Below are 21,790 nucleotides of genomic sequence, written 5' to 3'. Positions count from 1 at the left end.
ACCTCTATGTTGTCGCAATTTTTTATCCGGCGACCGATTTTTGCCGCCGTGATCTCACTGCTGTTTTTTGTTACCGGCGCCATAGCAGTGTGGCAGTTACCTATCACTGAATATCCTGAGGTGGTACCACCTACGGTAGTGGTAACGGCTAATTACCCGGGGGCCAATCCCAAGGTTATCGCTGAAACGGTGGCCTCGCCACTGGAACAGGAAATTAACGGTGTGGAAGATATGTTGTATATGTCGTCCCAGGCCACCTCTGATGGCCGGATGACCTTAACTGTTACCTTTGCTATCGGTACTGATGTTGATTTAGCCCAGACTCAGGTGCAAAGCCGGGTAGAGCGCGCTAAACCGCGGCTGCCCCAGGAAGTACAGCGTTTGGGCGTGGTGACCGAGAAATCCTCACCGGATCTGACCATGGTGGTGCATTTAACCTCGCCGGATCAGCGCTATGACATGCTGTACCTGTCGAACTATGCCGCGCTGAATGTCAAAGACGAGCTGGCGCGCATTGACGGTGTGGGCAGTGTCCAGCTTTTTGGGGCCGGTGACTACAGTATGCGTGTCTGGCTGGACCCGAATAAAGTCTCGGCACTGGGGCTGTCTCCGGCACAAATCAGCGCTGCGATTCGCGAGCAAAATCAGCAGGCGGCGGCCGGCAGCCTTGGTGCCCAGCCGAGCGGTGACGCCGATTTCCAGTTACTGATTAATGTTAAGGGCCGCCTGGCAGCGGTGGAGGAGTTTGAGGATATTATTATTAAGGTGGGCGCCAATGGTGAAATCAGTCGCCTGAAAGACGTGGCCCGGATTGAACTGGGCGCGTCTACCTATGCGCTGCGCTCTTTGCTGGATAATAAAGACGCGGTCGCCATCCCGATTTTTCAGGCATCAGGCTCTAACGCGATTCAGATATCCGACGATGTGCGGACAAAAATGGCTGAACTGGCAAAGGGTTTTCCTGAAGGTTTAACTTACGATATCGTCTATGACCCAACGGTTTTTGTGCGCGGGTCAATTGAGGCGGTGGTAAAAACCCTGCTCGAAGCCGTACTGTTAGTCGTGCTGGTGGTGGTGTTATTTCTACAAACCTGGCGCGCCTCTATCATTCCGCTGGTTGCAGTACCGGTGTCATTAGTCGGCACCTTTGCCTTTATGCAACTGCTGGGCTTCTCACTCAACGCCTTGTCGCTGTTTGGCCTGGTGCTGGCCATTGGTATCGTGGTGGATGACGCTATCGTCGTAGTGGAAAACGTCGAACGTAATATCAGCGAAGGTCTGTCACCGATTGCGGCCACGCAAAAAGCGATGACAGAAGTGACCGGCCCCATTGTTGCGACCACTTTGGTGCTGGCGGCGGTGTTTATTCCTACGGCCTTTATGTCCGGCTTAACCGGGCAGTTCTATAAGCAATTTGCGCTAACCATTACTATCTCTACCTTTATCTCGGCCATCAACTCATTGACACTCAGCCCGGCGCTGTCGGCACTGCTGCTGAAAGGCCATGGCGAGAAAAAAGATGCACTGACCCGGGGTATGGACAAGCTGTTAGGCGGCTGGTTATTTGGTCCCTTTAACCGCTTCTTTGCCCGTTTATCCCGGGGCTATGGCTATCTGGTTCAGAAGGTGATTCGTTTTGGTGCCATTGTCGGCCTGTTGTATGTGGCGATGCTGGGCGTAACAGGTTTGCAGTTTGCCACGACGCCTACCGGCTATGTACCAGGGCAGGACAAACAGTATCTGGTGGCTTTTGCACAACTGCCTGATGCAGCCTCGTTAGATCGCACCGAAGCGGTGATGAAAGAAATGTCCCGTATTGCGCTTGAACAACCGGGGGTGGCTAACTCTGTTGCCTTTCCTGGCTTAAGTATTAACGGTTTCACCAACAGCCCCAACTCCGGCATCGTGTTTACGCCACTGACTGACTTCAGCGAACGTACTGACCCGTCAATGTCGGCCGGCGCCATCGCTGCTGCGCTGAACCAGAAGTTTGCCGGTATTGAAGATGCCTATATTGCCATTTTCCCGCCACCACCGGTACAGGGCCTGGGAACTATTGGTGGTTTCCGTCTGCAAATACAGGATCGTGCTAACCATGGCTACGAAGAGCTGTACAGGATCACTATGCAGGTAATGCAAAAAGCCTGGACGACACCGGAACTGACCGGAGTGTTCTCCAGCTATCAGGTCAATGTGCCGCAGCTGGATCTGGATATCGATCGCACCAAAGCGAAACAGCAGGGGGTTGCACTGGATGAAGTCTTTCAGACCCTGCAGGCTTATATGGGGTCGGTGTATGTGAATGACTTCAACCAGTTTGGCCGTACATATCAGGTAAATATGCAGGCAGATGAGCAGTTTCGTCAGACGCCGGAGCAGATTAGCCAGCTAAAAGTGCGTAACAGCGCCGGTGATATGGTGCCCCTGGGCTCTTTTATTAATGTCACTAATACGGCCGGGCCGGATCGCGTCATGCACTACAACGGTTTTACCACGGCAGAGATTAACGGTGGTCCGGCTGCGGGCTACAGTACCGGTGAGGCGCAGGCTGCGATAGAGAAAATTCTGGCTGAAACCCTGCCCAACGGCATGACGTATGAGTGGACTGAGCTGACCTACCAGCAAATTCTGGCCGGAAATGCGGGGATGGTTATCTACCCGCTGGTGATTCTGCTGGTGTTTATGGTGCTGGCGGCGCAATACGAGAGTTTACGTTTGCCCCTGGCGATTATTCTGATCATTCCGATGACCCTGCTATCGGCACTCAGTGGTGTGCTGATCTATGGCGGTGACAACAATATCTTTACTCAGATTGGTTTAATTGTGCTGGTGGGGCTGGCGACCAAGAATGCCATCCTTATCGTTGAGTTTGCCAAAGAGTTACAGGATCACGGCATGAGCCCGCTGGATGCCATTCTGGAAGCCGGCCGCCTGCGCTTGCGACCGATACTGATGACCTCTATCGCCTTTATTATGGGCGTGGTGCCGATGGTGTTTTCAAGCGGTGCCGGTGCCGAAATGCGCCAGGCCATGGGGGTGGCGGTATTCTCCGGAATGATAGGTGTAACGCTTTTCGGTCTTATTTTGACGCCGCTGTTTTACTATATGCTGGCTAAACGCGGCGAGCAGAAAGTATTGCAAAAGACAGCGGAAACTCTCCCACCAGCTCAACCTATGGAGGCCGGGCATGCGTAACAGATTAAAATTATCGGTTATTGCTGCACTGACAGCGTCACTGACGGCCTGCGCAGTCGGGCCGGATTATCAGACTCCGGCCACAGTGGCTGATATCAAGCTTGAACGTCCCTATCAGCAGGCTGCGCAACTACAAAGCTGGTGGCAGGCCTTTGACGACGAAACACTCAACCATTTGATCAGCACTGCACTGGCGGAAAATCGCACATTGGTGCAAGCGCGGGCCAATGTTGAGCGTGCCTATGCGTTGTTTCAGGATGCCGATAATGATCGTTTCCCCAATGGCACTCTGGATGCCGGCTATCAGGCCAGTGAAAATGCGACACTGGCGCCGGCGGATGATGGTGTGATTATTCGTGGATACCGTACCGGTGCCAGTTTAAGCTGGGACCCGGACTTGTTTGGCAAACTACACCGCGCCAGTGAGGCAGCTCAGGCGCAGGCGCAACAGGCCGATATCCTGTGGCACGATGCGCAGCTACAGTTGATTAGCCAGGTTGCCACCAGCTACGGCGAATACCGCGGTGCTCAGATGCGTTTGAAGGTTGCGGAGCAAAACCTGGAGAACCTTCGACAAAGCAGGGCTATAGTGCTGGCGAGGCTTGAGGCCGGTATGGCGTCCGAGCTGGAACTGGCACAAATAGAGGTACAGCTGCATCGGGTGCAGGCTTCTGTTCCGGTACATCGGGTAGCTCTGTTAACCGCAGAGGCTACTTTATCAGCATTGGTGGCAAAAAAGCCCGGACAGCTGAAGCTCGATCCGGTGTCAGATTTACCAGAGCTGAAACACCCGGTTGCAGTGCTTGAGGGTGAAAACTACCTGCGTTACCGCGCCGATGTGGCAAGTGCTGAACGCTTTTTGGCCGCGCGCACTGCTGAAATAGGTGTTGCCACGGCAGATTTGTATCCAAATCTGTCCGTAAGTGGCTTTTTAGGCTTTTTATCCGGCCCGGGTCTGACCCTCGGCAGTGATACAAAGAGTTGGGCGGTTGCACCCAGTTTAAGCTGGCAGGGTGCTGATCTGGGATCGGTAAGAGCACGTATCCGTGCAGCCGAGGCCAGCTCTGAAATGGCACTGGCACAGTTTGAGCAGCAGGTGTTTAATGCCATCAACGATATGCAGCTGGCGCTTAGCAGCTATAACCTCAGCCGTGAACAACGGCTCAGCGTTGAACAGCAGTGGCAGGCCAGTCATAACGCCGTCAAGATTGCCCGCCAGCGTTATAACGCCGGTAAAGGAGAATTCCTTGATCTGCTCGACGCCGAGCGCGAGCTTCTGCGCAGTCGTGAACAATTAGTCTTGTCGCAGCAGCAAAGTTTTATCCGCCTGGTGAATATCTATCGTAGTTTTGGAGGGGGCATTCAACTGATTTGATTGCCGTTGTTAAACACAAAAATAAAAAGCGCCATGAGGCGCTTTTTTATTTATCCCATCCATGAGGTCTGACCGCCTGGCGGGTCAGCTAAAATCCCATTGGGATTATAGTCGTTTCTGAACATTGATTATCAAATAATCAGCCAAAGTTTTTGGCGGCAAAATCCCAGTTCACCAGAGCCCAGAAACCTTCCAGGTACTTCGGACGCAGGTTACGGTAATCGATGTAGTAGGCATGCTCCCACAAATCAACAGTGATTAGCGGCGTAACCCCTTCTTCAGTAATCGGCGTGCCGGCATTGCTGGTATTGACGATATCCAGGCTGCCATCCGCTTTTTTCACCAGCCAGGTCCAGCTTGAACCAAAATTATTCACAGCCTTGTCATTAAACGCATCTTTAAAGGCTGCAAAAGAACCCCATTTGGCATTGATCGCATCGGCCAGTGCACCAGAAGGCTCGCCACCACCATTCGGGCTCAGGCTGTTCCAGTAGAAGGTATGGTTCCAGATTTGTGCTGCGTTATTGAAAACACCGCCTTCAGAAGATTTGATGATCTCTTCCAGGCTTTTGTTTTCCAGGTCTTTACCTTCAATCAGGCCATTGAGCTTGGTGACATAAGTGGCGTGATGTTTGCCGTGGTGATACTCAAGGGTCTCGGCAGAAATATGCGGCTCAAGGGCATTTTTTTCATAGGGGAGGGGGGTAATTCAAAAGCCATAGTCATTCTCCATGTTTTCTAAGATAAAAGTGATACCACCCTTTGACTTCTTGTCCTGTGACAGGGGCGATATCGGTGTCGTTTTTCGATTTTTGTTGATACTAGTGTACCAGTCCTTGTCTGTCACCCTTATATGGGTGCGAACAGATTAAAAACAACCGACTTTTTAAGCACTTAATATAACCATCCGCTTTAAAGTATTCGATTTTATGCTTCACAGAGCATAATGCTGGGGTCAGATATTGAAAACAGGTACAATAGCCGCCAGATCCGATTTTTGACTGACAAGAGGCAAATACCATGGAAACACTGGAAAAGATCAAACAGCAAATCGCAGAAAACCCTATTCTGATTTACATGAAAGGGTCACCGAAGTTACCCAGTTGTGGTTTCTCGGCCCAGGCCACTCAGGCGCTGATGTCCTGTGGCGAGCAATTTGCCTATGTGGATATTCTGCAGAATCCGGATATTCGCGCTGAATTACCGGCCTATGCCGACTGGCCTACCTTTCCGCAACTTTGGGTTGAAGGTGAGCTGGTAGGGGGATGCGACATTATTCTGGAAATGTTCCAGCAGGGTGAACTGCAACCCCTGATTAAAGAGGTTGCGGCAAAACACAAGCCCGCGTCTGAACAATCTGATGCAGAGTAACGAAATCAAAAGCTAAAATTGACAGCTTAGTGCCTGAATACCGGCTATTTTTCTGGTGTTCAGGCATACTAATCCGCATAGATAATTACTCTTCCCTTAATGCATTGGCTGCTGCCACCCGGGTCGGACTGACTTCTTCGGTCGGATAACATCCCAACACTTTAAGATAACGGGTCATACCACGTAAGGCCTCCATGGCTTTTTGCATCGGACCGTCCTGCAGGTTTCCTTCCACGTCGATATAAAACATCTCTTCCCAGGGATTGCCGTTGATCGGCCGGGATTCAAGCTTGGTCATGTTGATATCATTGTCTTTGAGCACGGTAAGCGCTTCTACCAAAGCGCCGGGTTTTGTACGGTGCTCATCACCAGCGTAGTTTTGGCCGGGATCTGCAGCGGCACTTTAACGGCTTTTCTGGCGATCACGATAAAACGGCTATGGTTCTCTTTCTGATTTGCAAGATTAGATTTTATCGGATTCAGTCCATACAGTGCCCCTCCGGCAGCACTGCCTATGGCGGCAACTTGTGGGTCGGCCAGTTCACTGACCTTCAGCATCGCAGCTGAGGTACTGTCGGTAGGCTTAACCTCAATATTGCCCAGTTCGGCGAGAAAATGGCTGCACTGAGAAAATACCTGCGGATGCGCGTACAGGGTTTTAAGCTGGCCTATCTCGGTATCTGCTGCCACTAAAAGCGCATGCTCAACGGGGTGGGTCAGTTCACCGATAATTGACAGGTGGGTATGCTGAAGCAGGTCATAGACCTCGTTAATACTGCCGGAAGAGGTATTTTCAATTGGCAGTACGCCATAATCGGCCTCATTGGTTTCTACCGCATGAATGATCTCGTCAAAGCTCTGACAGCCCATTTCCGCCAGTTCACCGGGGCGACGGGAAAAATACTTTTGGGTGGCCAGGTAACTATACGACCCTTTATCCCCTAAAAAGGCGACACGATTAAGGGGCAGGGCGTTGTCCGGGTTGGCTTTTTGCGCCAGTAACATCTGCTGGTTCAGTACTGAGTCTTCGATAATCACATGGAACAGCTGTGTCACATACTGCGGGGTGAGGCCCAGATTCTGCCCCTGTTTAATCAGTTTGATTAACAGTTGCTCTTCGCGGCTGGTATCTCTGACCTGCATGTGGGCATCGATTTTGGTGCGCGCTACCTGATTGGTAAAGTGCTGACGTTTGGCCAGCAATTCGAGTAGCTGTGCATCGAGGGCGCTGATATCCCGTCGTATTTGTTCCAGTTGTTGTTGATAGTCTGTCATGGCCTGTGTGGTCTCAGTTCATAAAAAAAAACCTCCCAATCGGGAGGTTTTGTTCGCATTTTGCGCAAAAATCAGCCTCCCGTAGTGGACGAGCTAAAAAAGTGCACAAAAAATAGGATAAATCTTTTCATGTTGATGAATTTATTGGTTGTCTGTGTTTTTGTCAATTACTATCCGGGGTTAATTTCAGTTTATAGTTGATTTTGCCGGGTAACAAGGGTGTTGGTTCGCCAATGCGCCACGCTTCATGGCCGTTGTTAAAATACGGAGCCAGGGGGTGACCACTCTGACTGGATGGCATATGCAATATGGCGTGTTGCTCCTGTCCTGGTGCGACCACCATTCGCTGTGAGGCACCAAAGGCATTACGAGAGACGTTCGGCATAAAGCTGTCACCAGCCAGGGGCTGCTCTGGCATATCGGTCAGCATCCCAAGCAAGGGCACAAAATTACTCAGAGGATGCCTGATCTGTACCTGATTAAACTGCCCCCAGCTCAGTTGCTGCCAGTCACCATATTCTGCATTGAGATCCATCAGGGTTTTATCCAGTGCCAGAGCAAATAGCGCATCCCAGCTATCAATGCCCTGTGGCAGCAGATGCACGGGTTGTTCATTGACAAGCTGCCACAGCGGGATTTCCAGTTGGTTACGGATTGCACGGAAACTGAAATCCGGGTGTTTGTCCTGCATCAGTCTGAGCAGATCCTGATAGACAAGATCCCGTACTGTCAGCCTGAACTGACGCACCAGTAAATAGGCCAGGCTGTCGATATCGGCTCTGGCCGACCAGCTCTGGAGATATTCCGTTATCTTAGTTGCCTGTGGATGGGCAGACTCCGGCAGCACCTGCACCAGCATCAGATCCCGCCAGGGGCTAAGAAACAGCGCCCTGTCATCCATTTGTATGTCCAGAAAGTCCTGTTCACTGAAGGTGTTTTTTGCCAGTAATCGATCCCTGATTTGTTGGTTGCGGGCGCCTAACGCATAACCACCGTCACCGATTTTTTGATACTCTTTGCCACCAATCACTCTGGCATTGGCACTCCACAGACGTTGATTGTCCGGATTGATCACAGCAGGGTAATCCCCAGCCTGACGGTAACCAGCCCAGCCTTGTGTGCCATCGCTCCAGTCGCTGATATAACGACCATCAAAGCCAAAACGAATTGGCATAGGGCCTGCTATGGTCCAGGCAATATTGCCATCACTGTCTGCCAGCATGATGTTTTGTGCCGGCATGCCTGCTGTAGTAGCGATGGAGACACCTTTGTCGACAGTGTCTGCTGTTTCCAGCGCCAGCATATTCAGATTGGCACCTTGTGGATCATGGGCGACCCAGCGATACACCAGCGGTGTGCCATCTTCATCTTCACCGACTACCGGCCCCCAGATGGTTTCTTTTATCTGTTGTTGCTCGCTCTGCTGGCCTTTAATTTCAATGGAGCGGACAGGGTAGCTGAACGGCAGGTAGCCCTGCGGCGTAAGATACTGCTCACCGCTTTTATCCAGTCTGAGCCTGATCAGGTCGCTCCAGTCCCCATAGCTGTTGGTAAAGCCCCAGGCCAGCCTGGTATTAGTTCCTACCACCACCAGTGGTGTGCCGGGTAACGACAGGCCGGTAAGCTGATGACGCTTGTCCTGCTCGCGCCAGTTAAGCTGTAACCGGTACCAGATATTAGGTACACGAATACCCAGGTGCATATCATTGGCCAGCATTGCCGCGTTATAGGGGGTCAGTTCACCGCTAACCGCCCAGTTATTGCTGCCGGGCATCAGGTCAGCAGCTTCACCATCTGTGCTGACTTCAGGTTGTTGTTGCGGTTTGGGCCAGGGGGTTTGCGGAACCGGCGTAGCATTTTGGATGCTGTTGTCTATTGGGGCATCCCAGTGACTGCCTGCAGGGTGCAGAAAATCATATAAGGGTCCCGGCAGGTGGCGTTTCATCATATCCAGGCTCAGATCACGACGGCCGTCGTGATATTGCAGATCCAGATACATGCTATAGAGCACCAGCAGAGTATCTTCTGCCTGCCATGGCTGTAATCCGGCCTGAAGCAGATGATACTCAAAAGGCCTGACAGAAAGGCCCTCGATCCCCTGGTTAACTCCCTGTGTATAGGCTTCAAGCAAAGCCCTGTGTTTCGCGGGGACGTCATTTAAGCGTTGTCTGGCCCGTTGCCGGAATCGGTGCAGGCCAATCTCCCGGTCTCTGTCGAGGGCCACAGGGCCAAACAGATAGGATAATTCGCCGGCGGCGTTGCGCCGCAGCAGGTCCATCTGGAAGAACCGCTCCTGAGCATGTACAAAGCCGGTTGCCATCGCCACATCAATGCGATCCTGTGCGTGGATAACCGCCATGCCATTGTCGTCACGCTCCAGACTGACAGCCTGACGCAGTCCCTTTAAGGCATACTCGCCTTCAAGCTGAGGTAAGCTGGCCCGTAACAGCAAATACAGACTCAGCGCGGACGCGCCAATCAATATCGCCAGTATTACAACAATCAGCCTGATAGCTGACATACGCCGGGAGAGGGCATAGTGAATTTCCTCTGAACTGATTAAACCTGTCCGCACAATCCCACTTCAGCTAACTGAAGTGGCTGAGAGGTTAATGCCCCAACAGCGACATCAGCATTTTGCGTACTTCGGCCGATTCGAACGGCTTGTCACACAGAGCATTGACGCCGGTTTGCTGGATATTGCTCATATGGGCATTATTGGCTTCTGAGGTCACCATAATAATGGGGATATGGGCCGTATCGGGGTTAAAGCGTACAAATTCAGATAGCTCCCTGCCATCCATTTCCGGCATATTGTAATCGGTAACCAGCAAGTCATAGGCCTGATCTTTTAACAGGGTCAGTGCCATGGCACCGTTTTCGGCCTCAGTAATCTTTTTCAGGCCCATGCCTTCGAGTACCCGGCGAATATGATTGCGGGCCATTCGACTGTCATCAACCAACAGTACCCTGACCTCATGCACGTCGAATAACTCCAGCTCGAGCTCTTCGGTATTAATAATATCCAGACTGGCGTTTAACGCCCGGGACAGGTGAATGGGTTCGAAAGGCTTGGGCAGGATGGCGACAACACCGGCTTGTTTGAATTCTTCCAGTTTGGCCGGGCGAAACTCGCTGGAAACCAGCATAAAGGGAATGGCCTGAGTCTGAGGGTCATTTTTCAGTTGTTTAAGCAGATCCAGCCCGGTGCCATCTTCAAAATACATGGCACTGACCACCAGGTCGGTGCCGTGCGCCTTGATGGCTTTCAATGCTGCGGCAACGGTGCCGGCCGTTTCCACCTGACCGATCTCTTCTTTGGCCAGCATGGCACTGATAATTTTACGTTGGGTGTCTGAAGGCTCGACCAGTAATATGTTCAGCTCAGAGCGGGAAATATGTTCCATTGGAACTCCTGATGTTGGAAATAAGCTAATTGATGCGCTTTAACCACCGGCCAGTTTAACCTGCAGCCCTTTTTTCTCCAGCGCCGCTTTGATCTTATCCCGGTTATCGCCCTGGATCTCAATTATCTGGTCTTTAACCGTACCGCCGGTGCCACAAATCTTTTTCAGTTCACTGCACAATTGCTTTATCTGTTGGTCATCCATCAGCATACCGCTGATGGTGGTCACACCCTTACCTTTTCGCCCCTTGGTTTCCCTGCGCAGGCGGACAATGCCGTCGCCTTTTGGGGGTTGCGGTTTGGGTTCTGATTCATTGATCCGACCTCTGTCGGTGGAATATACCAATCTGGCATCTTTCATTTAGCTGGCCTTGCTGGTCTCGATTCAAATGGAATACATGCTTTGCATATTAAACGACAGAGGCTGTTTTTTATAGCCTTTCAATGGGATAGAATCCGGTCTTTATGTGGTTCAGAGCCCGGCAAAGGCGAGGAAGGAAAGCGGAATGACTGAGATGACACTGCGTCAGGCAAAAATAGAGGATTTAGCTGCACTGGTGTCCTTTAACCAGGCCATGGCACAAGAAACCGAAGGCAAAATGCTGGATGCAGACACACTGACACAAGGGGTGAAGGGGTTATTGATGCACCCTGAATACGGTTTTTATCTGGTGGCAGAGCAGGGCGGTCAAATACTCGGCAGTCTGGCAGTGACCTTTGAGTGGAGCGACTGGCGCAACGCTTTGTTCTGGTGGATTCAAAGCGTCTATGTGAGCCCCTCGGCTCGGCGTCAGGGAATTTATGCCGGCCTGTACAGCCGCGTACAGCAAATGGCTAAAGAACAGGGCAATGTCTGTGGATTCCGTCTGTATGTGGAAAAAGACAATCAGGCGGCCCAGCAAACCTATGAGAAGCTGGGTATGCAGGAATGTCAGTACTATATGTATGAGAGTAAGCGCTGAATCTGATTAACAGGGGCACTGTCAACATTTAAACTACCCATTAGTTGTTATTGAGAATTGTTCTCAAGTAGGTTAGCATTGTTACCCTCTTAAACATTAAAATGCGTCTTCAGACAGCATACCGTCGGTAAGGAATGTTATGTATAAAGTGACCAGTTTCGTACTTTTGTCTTTGGTTGTACTCGCTTTACCTGCACAAAGTGCAGAGGTGAATGTCTATTCAGCCCGCAAAGAGGCCCTGATAAAACCAGTTTTGGATAAATTCAGTGCGCAGACCGGAATTGAGGTCAATCTGATCACCGGTAACGCCGATGCGCTGATTTCCCGTATGGACTCAGAGGGCAAATTCAGTCCCGCAGACGTACTGGTCACTACCGATGTTGGCCGTTTGCAACGGGCCAAGTCGCAACAGTTGTTGCAAAGCGTCGATTCGCATGTACTGGGTGAAAAAGTGCCTGCAAGGTTAAGAGATGCTGATAACCAATGGTTCGCCCTGACCATGCGGGCCAGACCTGTGATGTACTCGAAAGACCGTGTCAGCGCCGATGAACTCAGTGATATAGAAGACCTGACCGCGGACAAGTGGAAAGGACGCATCTGCATCCGCTCTTCCAGCAACATTTACAACCAGTCGATGGTTGCGGCATTGATCGAGCAGATGGGTGAAGAGCAAACCCTGGAATGGGCAAAGGGTCTGGTGAAAAATTTTGCCCGCCCGCCTAAAGGTGGAGACAGAGACCAGATTAAGGCGGTTGCAGCAGGCCAATGCGACATCGCCATTGCCAACACCTACTATCTGGCAGGCATGCTGACCGACAGCGACAACTCTCAGGTGGAAGCGGCACAAAAAGTGGCAGTGTTCTGGCCTAATCAGGATAACCGGGGCGCCCATGTGAATATCTCCGGTGCAGGCGTTGCCCGTCATGCTCCGAATAAACAAGAGGCCAAAGCCCTGCTGGAATTTATGCTGACCGAAGAAGCCCAAGCCTGGTATGCGGAGCATAATGGTGAATATCCGATCTTAGACGGCGTGGAGCAAAGTGCCGTGCTGAAACAGTTTGGTGATTTTAAAGCCGAGAACATCCCACTGCAGCGTGTGGGTGAGTTAAACAGCGAGGCGCTGGTGCTCATGGATAAGGCCGGTTGGAAATAATTTCATCCCGTGATGTGTTAAACAGGATTACTTTTGCAGTCAGCATCAAATTTTAATGCCGGATCGGCCAGTCTCTGGCGTCTGGCGTCTTTAGGGCCAGCCTTGTTGCTGGCCCTGCCTGTTATTGTGGTGATGCTGAGTTTGCTGCAGCCACAATGGGCTATCTGGCAGCACCTTTCTGAAACCGTACTCTGGGATTATATCAGTAACAGCCTGTTGCTGGCATTTGGCGTGGGGATCGGCACACTGATACTGGGCACGTCCCTGGCCTGGGTCTGTCATCATTATGAGTTTGCCGGTCGCAGTGCATTTGAATGGTTGTTGTTACTGCCTATGGCCATGCCCGCCTATATTATCGCTTATTGTTATACCGGGTTACTGGATTTTGCCGGGCCACTGCAAAGCGCGTTGCGTGAGCAGTTCGGCTGGGCTTACGGTGAGTATTGGTTCCCTGAGGTGAGATCCTTAGGCGGCGCGGTGTTGATGCTGACCCTGGTGCTCTATCCTTACGTGTTTATGCTGGCCCGTAACGCCTTTCGTGATCAGGCTCAAAGCCTGCTGGAAGTGAGCCGGGCCGCCGGGCTGGGCCCGACCGGATATTTTATAAAAGTGGCCGTGCCTATGGCCCGGCCTGCCATTCTTACCGGGGTGGCGCTGGCAATGATGGAAGCCTTCGCCGACTTTGGTACAGTGGAGTATTTCGGTGTCAGTACCTTTACCACCGGAATTTTCCGCACATGGTTCGGGCTTGGCAATGCACAGGCTGCCGCACAGCTCTCCGCCTTGCTGACCACTTTTGTGCTGTTGCTGTTACTGCTCGAAAGAGGGTCGCGCAGCAAAATAAAGTATTACTATCAGGGCCAGAAACATCACCCGCAGAAACGACTGGCAACCACGCCCTTGTTATCGGCGTTACTGCTGCTTTTTTGTCTGGTTGTTCTGGCCGCTGGCTTTTTGATCCCGCTGTTTATGCTGATTAACTGGGTCTGGATGACAGGGGCAGGGCAGTTCGACGGACACTTTATGACCCTGATGTGGAACAGTTTTGGTCTTGCCCTGGCAGCGGCCTGTCTGGTTCTGATTCTCGCGCTGTTGTTTGCCTATGGCCGCCGGTTACGCCCTGATGCCCTGGTTAAAGTGCCGGTGACGCTGGCTTCTATGGGGTATGCTATACCAGGTACGGTTATCGCGGTGGGCGTGATGTTACCGCTGGCCTGGTTTGATAAAAGTCTGGATGCACTGATGCAGACCTGGTTTGGTGTCAGCACCGGCTTGCTGTTTTCCGGTACTGTGTTTGCACTGCTTTTAGCTTATGCGGTGCGCTTTCTGGCGGTGTCTTTACATCAGGTTGAAACGGGACTGGAGCGGATCAAGCCGAGTATGGATCAGGCCGGTCTGAGCCTGGGGGTCGGGCCATTGAAATCATTGCAACGGATCCATTTGCCGATGATGAAAGCCAGTCTGCTCAGCGCCATCTTGCTGGTGTTTGTGGATGTATTAAAAGAACTGCCGGCAACCCTGATTTTAAGGCCGTTTAATTTCGATACCCTGGCTGTGCGTACTTATGAACTGGCTTCCGATGAACGGCTCAGTGACGCCGCGCTGCCTGCGTTATCAATACTTGTCGCCGGGATTCTGCCTGTTATTATTCTGGCCCGAGCCATGAACCGGGACCCCCGTTGATGTTAGAACTGCAAAAGATCGCCATAGCCTACCAGCAACAACAGGTTGTAAAGGCCTTTGACCTGGAACTCGAAGCCGGAGAAATAGGCTGCCTGTTAGGTCCTTCAGGCTGCGGTAAAACCTCGGTGCTCAGAGCCATTGCCGGGTTTGAACCGGTTAAAGAAGGCGCGATTCTGCTGCATGAGCGTATGGTCAGTAAGCCAAATAAGAGTCTGGCTCCTGAGAAACGCCGGGTTGGCATGGTGTTTCAGGACTTTGCGTTATTTCCCCATCTGACCGTAGAGCAAAATATTGCCTTTGGACTGGGTAAATGGCCAGGCACTGAGCGCAAGCAGCGGATAACGGAGCTATTGGAGCTGGTGGAACTGACCGGTTATGCCGACAGATACAGCCATGCTCTGTCCGGCGGCCAGCAGCAGCGGGTGGCGCTGGCCCGGGCTATGGCACCAAGGCCTGACATTTTACTACTGGACGAACCTTTCTCCAGTCTCGATTCAGAGCTGCGGGAGAGCCTCGCAAGCCAGGTCAGAGCCATACTCAAACATGAAAAAATTACCGCACTGATGGTCACCCATGATCGTGCCGAAGCCTTCGCCATGGCCGACAAACTTGGCGTGATGTCACAGGGGCGGATGTTGCAGTGGGGCACGCCGGATCAGCTTTATCATCTGCCGGATAATAAAGTGGTGGCGGATTTTATCGGCAAATGTACCTTTTTATCGGCCAGAGTGACCGGTGAGCGAACCGTAGAGTCGGCACTGGGAACACTGGATTGCGGATATCCGCTGCAGGCAGAGATCGATACCCTGGCAGAATTGATGATTCGTCCACACCAGCTCCGTTTCAACGGACAAAGCGGTGTCAAGGCACAGATTTGTGACAGGGTGTTCAGGGGCGCTGACTTTCTCTATCAGTTGCAACTGGAAAATGGTGAGCAGCTTTTTTGCGCGGCGCCAGTAGAGATCAATTATCCACAGGGGCAATGGGTGGGGATTGAGCTCTGCCTGACCCGGCCTGTATTATTTCCGGTTCAGCAGAACGGGGAGCTGGCCTGATGAATCCCGGATTACACAAGTGCATTTTACTGATACAGCTATTCGTCATTGTCTGGGCCGGCCATGTCAGTGCCTGGGGCGAGAAAGGCCATAGGGCTGTCGCCCTGGCCGCCTATGAAAAGCTGCAGCCACAAGCTAAAGAGCAGGTTGGCAGCTTATTGGCGATAAAAGGCTTTGATTCTCTGGCCGATGCAGCGGTCTGGCCCGATTTGGTCAGAGATACCAAGCAGCCTGAATTCAGTCATACGGGACCCTGGCATTACGTTAACTTATCCCTGTCTGCCAGCACCTTTGAGCGCTCCAGAGATTGTCCTGATAACTGCGCGGTCAGCGCATTAGAACAGATGCAGGCACAATTAAAAGGTTCCGACCGGCAACAGCGCGTCGAGGCACTGGCGTTTATCGTGCATATTGTGGCCGACTTGCATCAGCCACTGCATGTAGGCTATGGCTATGATCGCGGTGGTAATGATTATTCACTCAGAGTGGGCAAGGAAGACTTCAGTCTGCATTATTACTGGGATGTGTATGTGCTCAAAAACACCGGTAATGCCCGCCAACTGGCCAGACATCTAAGCTCCCGGCTTACTCAGCCTCAGATCAAACGGCAACAGGTGGCAGCGGTATCCCAATGGCTTTATGAATCACACGCTATTACCCGGCGCATCTATGCCCGTAAGCCGAAAACCATCTCAGAGTCACAATATCAGCAGGATCAGAAGCAGGCTCTGGAGCAACTGACTCTGGCTGCCGCCCGGTTGGCGTATCTGTTGAACAATCAACTTTGATCTTCTGTTCAATACGGGCGTAACCAATCCTTTTATCTGAATCCAATTTCTATGGCAAAAATCGCTGTAATCGGTGCCGGAGTGACCGGTAGTCTGCTGGCGCATAAGTTGAGCCAGGACGGCCACACCGTCACGGTACTGGAAAAATCCCGTGGCCGGGGCGGGCGCTGCACTACTAAACGTACCCATTGGGACAGTTTGATATGGGCGCGCCCTTAATCAGAACCCAGGACGAGCAGACAATCAATTTGCTTGATGAGCTGGATATTGCCGGTGTCGCAAGGCGCTGGCATGTAACAGCTGCTGATTGTTATCAGCCGCACAGCACAACACCGAATGTTCAGGTGCAATCCACAGATGACAGCTTCTATGTCTTCACTCCGGGGATGAATGCCGCCTGCCGATATTGGCTGCAGGGCAGTAAGTTAATCACATCGGCCAGAATTTCCCATTTGCAGCAGACAACAGCAGGCTGGTTGCTCTGGGATCAGCAGCAGGGCCAATATGGTACTTTTGACTGGGTGATAGTTACCGCACCCTGGCCACAGGCCCAGCTTTTGCTGGCTGAGCATTACGCCGGTTTGCCGCCTCAGGCAGAGTCGCACTGGCTGGCCTGTCGGGCTGTGGCAATGCAATTTGCGCAGCCTGTCAGTCATGATACGGAGCTGGTGTACTTGCATAACTCACCACTGCAGTTGCTGGTTTGTGACAGTGCTAAACCAGGCCGGCAACAACAGTCAGGGCAAACCTGGGTTGCGCATTTCAGTCACGCTGCGTCAACTGAGCATCAAAACAGTGATGATAATTCCTGGTCTGAATCCGCCTGCGCGCAGATGGCCGCAGTTTTTGGGCAAGTGAACTTAAAGCCACAACACAGTTATCAGCATTATTGGCGTTATGCACGTTTATCACATCAGGGGACGCTGCCCGGTATGCTGTCCGATCCTGCATTAAAACTGGCTGCTGCCGGAGACTGGAGCTTTGGTGGGTCAATACCCTCTGCGATCAAAGCCGCCACCGGACTGCATTCGCAATTGGCACAAATTCTCTGATATTCTAGATTCTGAGAATATGTCAGAAACAGGAATTGTTTATGCGACCTTGTGACAGTTGTGATTGTGATGCGCCGCTCGAGTTTTCCATCGCCATGGCCTTTCAGCCCATTGTAGACGTGGAAAATGAAACAATTTTTGCCCATGAAGCACTGGTCCGTGGCGAAAATGGTGAAGGCGCCTGGGAAATTCTATCCAGAGTTAACGAAAACAACAGGTACAGCTTTGATCAAACCTGTCGCACGACTGCAATCAGAATAGCCAGTGAGTTAGGGTGCCAGCAACGCCTGAGTATCAATTTTCTGCCCAACGCGGTTTATGAACCGGAAGCCTGCCTGCAATTTACTCTCAAAGCAGCGAAAAAGTATAACTTTCCCCGTGAAAAGATTATCTTCGAAGTCACTGAACATGAGCGGGTGGACAGCGAAAAGATCGTCGATATTTTCAGAACCTATCAGAATAAGGGCTTTCTTACTGCGATTGATGACTTTGGGGAAGGCTTTGCCGGTCTGAACCTGCTGGCCCAGTTTCAGCCGGATATTATCAAACTCGATATGCAACTGATTCGCAATATTCACAATGACAAAGCCAAGCAGGCTATTCTCAAAGGAATATTGTTAACCTCGGAACTGCTGGAGATAACTGTGCTTGGCGAAGGAGTTGAGACCCGGGAGGAGTTTGATTATCTCAAGGATCAGGGACTTCGTTATATGCAGGGCTACTTTCTGGCCCGCCCCCAGTTTATGCAACTGGCTACCATAGAAGACGTACTGAAGAATATTTATGATCACTAAGTTAAAGAGCTGGCTGCAGGATAATCTCAAACAGCAACCAGAGAATGACAACGCCTTAGAATTGGATCTGGCCACCGCCGTGCTTTACTGTGAAGTGATCAGGGCGGACAACGAACTGGATAAGCAGGAGCAGGATTTAATGCAATCCATGTTGGTCAGTCAGTTTCAGATATCAGAGCAGCAGGCCCGGGAACTGATACACAGCTCAGGTGATGAAGCCAAACATGCGGCGGATTTGGTCAGCTTTACCCGTTTGGTGAATGAGCGCTGTGACGCACAGCAGAAAAATCTGATCCTGGAAAACCTCTGGCAACTGGCCTATGCCGATGATCATCTCGATCCCCATGAAGAGCATATTATTCGCCGTATAGCCGATCTGTTGTATTTACCCCACAGTCAGTTTATTCAGGCAAAGCTCAAGGTACAGGAGAATCTGGATAGCTAACCCATTTCTGACCTGAAACTGCCGCCAGGTCAGGAATCAAACTGATTACGAACGGGCGTTAGCGCTCCACTTCTTTCATATTCCAGGTGCTGATTGCACCCAACAGCCCGGATATGCCCAGTATCAGTACCACCGCTGGCAGTGAATAGCTGGCGATCAGAGACGTCAGTGCACCAAACAGCAGCAATAGTACACCGATTAAACTGTTGCTCACCGATACATAGTCGGTGCGCTTTACTCCGCCTGCCATATCTACCAGATAGGTCTGCCGGCCAATTCTTACTCCCGAGTGGGCCACGCTCAGAACAAAATAAAATACCGCATACAGATACAGGTTCGGGTCTTGAATCAATATCTCCACGGCAAACAGCCCAAGGCAACACAGCGCTGCGATCAGACCGCCACGGAACATGACCTGGCGGCTGGAGGTATCGGCCATAAAGCCCCAGATACTGGCTGAAAGGCTGGCACCGAGGCTGGAAGCGAGTAAAAAGGAGGCAAACAGCCCCGGGCTGCTGGCTTTTTGCTGTGCCAGTAACAAAATAAAGGGTGAGGCCAGGGCTGAGCCCATCAGCAGAGCCCGGGATATTACAAAGTGGCGAAAATCTGTATCCGTCTTCATCAGTGACAGGTTTTTCCATCCTTCTTTGATGGCGTTTTTTCCTCCGGATGTCTCTCCTGGCTGTTCCTCCACTAACATAAAGATCACCGTGGCGAAGATCCAAAGCAGGCCCGCCAATATCAGCAGCAGGTTGTAAAAGGTGACAGTGGGATCTTCACTGCCGGCAAAGAAAGCCAGGCTGATCACCACCGTAATTAAACCTGATACCGTAGTGGCGATCCCTGAAAGACGACCACGGCGCTGTTTAGGAATAGTCTTACCCTGAATGTCCTTGATGGTGACCGAGCACATGCCCCTGGCCAGACTGAATATCACCAGTAATAGCAGTACCGCAATACCGGCCTGCACAGGGGCAAGTACCCAGATTGCCAGCGCCATGCAGGTTACTGCCACACCCTGAATCAGGCTGCCGATAAGCCAGAATGCCTTGCGTTTAGGATGTCGGCGCACCCAGGCACCGATGGCCAGTTGCGGGATCAATGAGCCGGACTCCCGAATCGGCACCAGCATAGATATTATCGCGGCCGGCGCGCCTATGCTGCCCAATAACCAGGTCAGCACAATTTTTGGGGAGGCCAGCAGATCGCCGAGTTTGGTCAGCACTAAACAGGCGGTAATGACCAGAAAATTACCTGGTACCTGATCACAGGCTTTATCGTCGAGATCCTTGCAGGCACGGCCCTCGTGCTCGGCATCAATCAACTGATAGATATCGGCTGGTTTCATTTATTTAATCTGTTGATGGCTTGGCAATAAAAACAGCTTATCAAAGTGAAGAGGGTGCGGACATTATTGTTCACTGGGATTTAAGAAAAGAGGTCTTAAAAACCAGAAAACGCCAGTTTACATTCGATCATAAAATGATCGTTGATTGATCTGGATCAAGGAAGTGCAAAATTTATTCAAAGAGGTAAATCCCTAGCTAATAACCCTATGCTATATGTGGTTAATAAATATTTATTCGGTTTTTTCCTTTGATATTGAATTAAAATTCGCTCGTCTCTCAATAAATTTAAAAAAATAATGAGGCACTATGAAAAACAATGGACCAGTTACTCAGATAGAAGAGCCTTTTCCGGAGCACGCCAATATTCTTTCCACGACTCAACCCGATGGAAAAATTACCTACGTAAACGATGATTTTATCCGTATCAGTGGCTTTGATGAGCAGGAGTTGCTTGGTCAAAACCATCATATTGTTCGTCACCCTGATATGCCGCCAGATGTATTCAGAATATTCTGGAATACCCTTAAAAATGGCTCATCATGGATGGGGATCGTCAAAAACCGTTGTAAAAATGGGAATCACTACTGGGTAGATGCCTTTGCGTCTCCAATCAGCAAGGATGGCAGCGTTGCCGAGTATCAGTCGGTGCGCCGCAAGGCCTCACCTGATTTTGTGCACAGGGCTGAGGGGCTCTATAAAAAGATCTTTGCCGGTAAAAGACTAAAAGAGAGTATGAACGCGCTGAGCCTGCCAGTCAGGTTCGCTTTAGCCATCAGTTTACCTTTACTGTTACCTGTTGCAGCATTGTTGCTACAGGCACCGTTGGCGATCATCTTGTTCAAATTGGCTCTGGCCGGTGTATTGGCCGTGGCCGGAGTACTGTACTTTTACCGGCCCCTGAAAGGATGTGTGGAGCGGGCGAAAAACATTATATCTGATGATCTTGCCCGCTATGTCTATACCGGCCGGCGCGATGAGGCCGGTCAGATTTTACTGGCTTTTAAGGCGCTGGAGTCAGAAGCGGCAGCCCTGATTGGTCGTATTGATAACATGTCCGGTGTACTCAGCAGCGGTGCCAGCACCTTAAGTTCGGCGGTCAGCCAGTCTAAACAAGGCACGCTCAGGCAGTTTGAAGAAACTGAGCAGGTCGCCACCGCCATTGAGCAAATGTCGGCCAGTATTGAATCCGTAGCCACCAATTCGGCTGAAAGTGCCGCCTCTGCGGCAAAGAGCCTGGACGAAGCCAGTCGCAGTCAGCAGGTAGTTGAGCAAAATGCGCAATCAATTGAGGCCCTGAAGACTCAGTTGTCCGAGGTATCTGATGTTATTTCTGAAGTGGCCGCCAGCAGTGAGGACATCGCCAGTATTCTGGATGTGATTATTGGTATCGCCGAGCAAACTAACCTGCTGGCACTCAACGCTGCTATTGAGGCGGCCCGAGCCGGAGAGTCAGGACGGGGCTTTTCAGTGGTGGCCGATGAGGTGCGCTCTCTTGCCAATCGCACACAACACTCTACCGGGGAGATCCGAAACGTGATCGACAGATTACAGCAAGGTGTGAAAAGCGCCGTCGATGGCATGGCAGCCGGACAAAAAATGGCGCTAAGTGGTGCACAGCAAAGCCGCCTTACCGCCGATGCGCTGGAAAGAATGCTGATATCGATCAGCCAGATCAGTGACATGAGTGCTCAGATCACCGAAGCGGTGACACAGCAAAGTGAAGTGGCTGAGGAAATTAACCGCAGTGTTACAGTGATCAGGGAGATGTCTCAGGAGAACCTGAGCGGCGTCGAAGACAGTGAAAAAACCAGTATTGAGCTGATGCAAATTACCCGAAAACTGGATGAGCTGACCGGGCAGTTCTGGATCAATCAACAGAGACGTTAA

Annotated in this window: 18 protein-coding genes and 1 pseudogene; 13 read left to right on the top strand and 6 right to left on the bottom strand. The window is 51.4% G+C overall.

Annotated elements, in window-relative coordinates:
- Positions 1-6: 6 nt before the first annotated feature.
- Both AT746_RS12300 and AT746_RS12295 read left to right on the top strand, forming a co-directional pair.
- Positions 7-3,195, top strand: a complete 3,189-nt coding sequence (locus AT746_RS12300) for an efflux RND transporter permease subunit (RefSeq protein ID WP_062480725.1) — start codon at positions 7-9, stop codon at positions 3,193-3,195.
- Positions 3,188-4,570, top strand: coding sequence for an efflux transporter outer membrane subunit (locus tag AT746_RS12295; protein ID WP_062480724.1), 1,383 nt, complete (start codon positions 3,188-3,190; stop codon positions 4,568-4,570). The genes AT746_RS12300 and AT746_RS12295 overlap by 8 nt, the downstream gene beginning before the upstream one ends.
- A 139-nt stretch (positions 4,571-4,709) precedes the next feature.
- On the opposite strand, the gene AT746_RS12290 is transcribed toward AT746_RS12295, so the two are convergent.
- On the bottom strand, positions 4,710-5,279 hold the full coding sequence (locus AT746_RS12290; RefSeq protein WP_062480722.1) for a superoxide dismutase: 570 nt from the start codon (positions 5,277-5,279) through the stop codon (positions 4,710-4,712).
- A 311-nt stretch (positions 5,280-5,590) separates the two neighbouring features.
- Between AT746_RS12290 and AT746_RS12285 the strand changes: the two genes are divergently transcribed.
- Complete coding sequence (locus AT746_RS12285; protein WP_062480720.1) at positions 5,591-5,941, top strand: Grx4 family monothiol glutaredoxin; 351 nt, start codon at positions 5,591-5,593, stop codon at positions 5,939-5,941.
- 85 nt (positions 5,942-6,026) lie between these two features.
- Here the strand turns inward: AT746_RS12285 and pheA are convergent.
- The 4 genes and pseudogenes from pheA to yciH form a co-directional block, all read right to left on the bottom strand.
- Positions 6,027-7,216: pseudogene (pheA, locus tag AT746_RS12280) on the bottom strand (prephenate dehydratase).
- A 163-nt stretch (positions 7,217-7,379) separates the two neighbouring features.
- Complete coding sequence (locus tag AT746_RS12275; RefSeq protein WP_156413684.1) at positions 7,380-9,791, bottom strand: penicillin acylase family protein; 2,412 nt, start codon at positions 9,789-9,791, stop codon at positions 7,380-7,382.
- 34 nt (positions 9,792-9,825) lie between these two features.
- Positions 9,826-10,623, bottom strand: coding sequence for a response regulator (locus AT746_RS12270; RefSeq protein WP_062480716.1), 798 nt, complete (start codon positions 10,621-10,623; stop codon positions 9,826-9,828).
- A 39-nt stretch (positions 10,624-10,662) separates the two neighbouring features.
- Complete coding sequence (gene yciH, locus AT746_RS12265; RefSeq protein ID WP_062480714.1) at positions 10,663-10,983, bottom strand: stress response translation initiation inhibitor YciH; 321 nt, start codon at positions 10,981-10,983, stop codon at positions 10,663-10,665.
- Between the two features lie 154 nt (positions 10,984-11,137).
- On the opposite strand from yciH, the gene AT746_RS12260 reads away from it, so the two are divergent.
- The 9 genes from AT746_RS12260 to AT746_RS12225 all read left to right on the top strand — a co-directional run bounded on the left by AT746_RS12260 (position 11,138) and on the right by AT746_RS12225 (position 18,554).
- Positions 11,138-11,584, top strand: coding sequence for a GNAT family N-acetyltransferase (locus AT746_RS12260; protein ID WP_062484189.1), 447 nt, complete (start codon positions 11,138-11,140; stop codon positions 11,582-11,584).
- A 139-nt stretch (positions 11,585-11,723) separates the two neighbouring features.
- Positions 11,724-12,737: a Fe(3+) ABC transporter substrate-binding protein gene (locus AT746_RS12255; protein WP_062480712.1), complete on the top strand. Its 1,014-nt coding sequence runs from the start codon at positions 11,724-11,726 to the stop codon at positions 12,735-12,737.
- 132 nt (positions 12,738-12,869) lie between these two features.
- Positions 12,870-14,420, top strand: coding sequence for an ABC transporter permease (locus tag AT746_RS12250; RefSeq protein ID WP_082633405.1), 1,551 nt, complete (start codon positions 12,870-12,872; stop codon positions 14,418-14,420).
- Positions 14,420-15,475 carry an ABC transporter ATP-binding protein gene (locus AT746_RS12245; protein ID WP_062480710.1) on the top strand — a complete coding sequence of 352 codons (1,056 nt, stop codon included), beginning with the start codon at positions 14,420-14,422 and terminating at the stop codon, positions 15,473-15,475. Before AT746_RS12250 ends, AT746_RS12245 begins: the two co-directional genes overlap by 1 nt.
- Positions 15,475-16,263 carry a S1/P1 nuclease gene (locus AT746_RS12240; RefSeq protein ID WP_062480707.1) on the top strand — a complete coding sequence of 263 codons (789 nt, stop codon included), beginning with the start codon at positions 15,475-15,477 and terminating at the stop codon, positions 16,261-16,263. Before AT746_RS12245 ends, AT746_RS12240 begins: the two co-directional genes overlap by 1 nt.
- A gap of 51 nt (positions 16,264-16,314) precedes the next feature.
- A complete protein-coding gene (locus AT746_RS19650; RefSeq protein ID WP_082633257.1) occupies positions 16,315-16,482 on the top strand; it encodes an FAD-dependent oxidoreductase in 168 nt (55 codons plus the stop codon).
- Positions 16,467-17,315 carry an NAD(P)/FAD-dependent oxidoreductase gene (locus AT746_RS12235; protein ID WP_082633256.1) on the top strand — a complete coding sequence of 283 codons (849 nt, stop codon included), beginning with the start codon at positions 16,467-16,469 and terminating at the stop codon, positions 17,313-17,315. Before AT746_RS19650 ends, AT746_RS12235 begins: the two co-directional genes overlap by 16 nt.
- Before the next feature lie 41 nt (positions 17,316-17,356).
- Positions 17,357-18,109, top strand: a complete 753-nt coding sequence (locus AT746_RS12230) for an EAL domain-containing protein (RefSeq protein ID WP_062480703.1) — start codon at positions 17,357-17,359, stop codon at positions 18,107-18,109.
- Positions 18,099-18,554 (top strand): TerB family tellurite resistance protein, encoded by a 456-nt coding sequence (locus AT746_RS12225; RefSeq protein ID WP_062480700.1) that lies wholly within the window; start codon positions 18,099-18,101, stop codon positions 18,552-18,554. The genes AT746_RS12230 and AT746_RS12225 overlap by 11 nt, the downstream gene beginning before the upstream one ends.
- 58 nt (positions 18,555-18,612) lie before the next feature.
- On the opposite strand, the gene AT746_RS12220 is transcribed toward AT746_RS12225, so the two are convergent.
- A complete protein-coding gene (locus tag AT746_RS12220) occupies positions 18,613-19,902 on the bottom strand; it encodes an MFS transporter (protein WP_062480699.1) in 1,290 nt (429 codons plus the stop codon).
- Positions 19,903-20,209: 307 nt separating this feature from the next.
- On the opposite strand from AT746_RS12220, the gene AT746_RS12215 reads away from it, so the two are divergent.
- Positions 20,210-21,790, top strand: a complete 1,581-nt coding sequence (locus tag AT746_RS12215) for a PAS domain-containing methyl-accepting chemotaxis protein (protein ID WP_062480697.1) — start codon at positions 20,210-20,212, stop codon at positions 21,788-21,790.

The organism is Lacimicrobium alkaliphilum (genome assembly GCF_001466725.1).
Classification (GTDB): domain Bacteria; phylum Pseudomonadota; class Gammaproteobacteria; order Enterobacterales; family Alteromonadaceae; genus Lacimicrobium; species Lacimicrobium alkaliphilum_B.
Note: the sequence above shows the minus strand (reverse complement) of the source record. Positions and strands in the feature narration are given on the sequence as shown.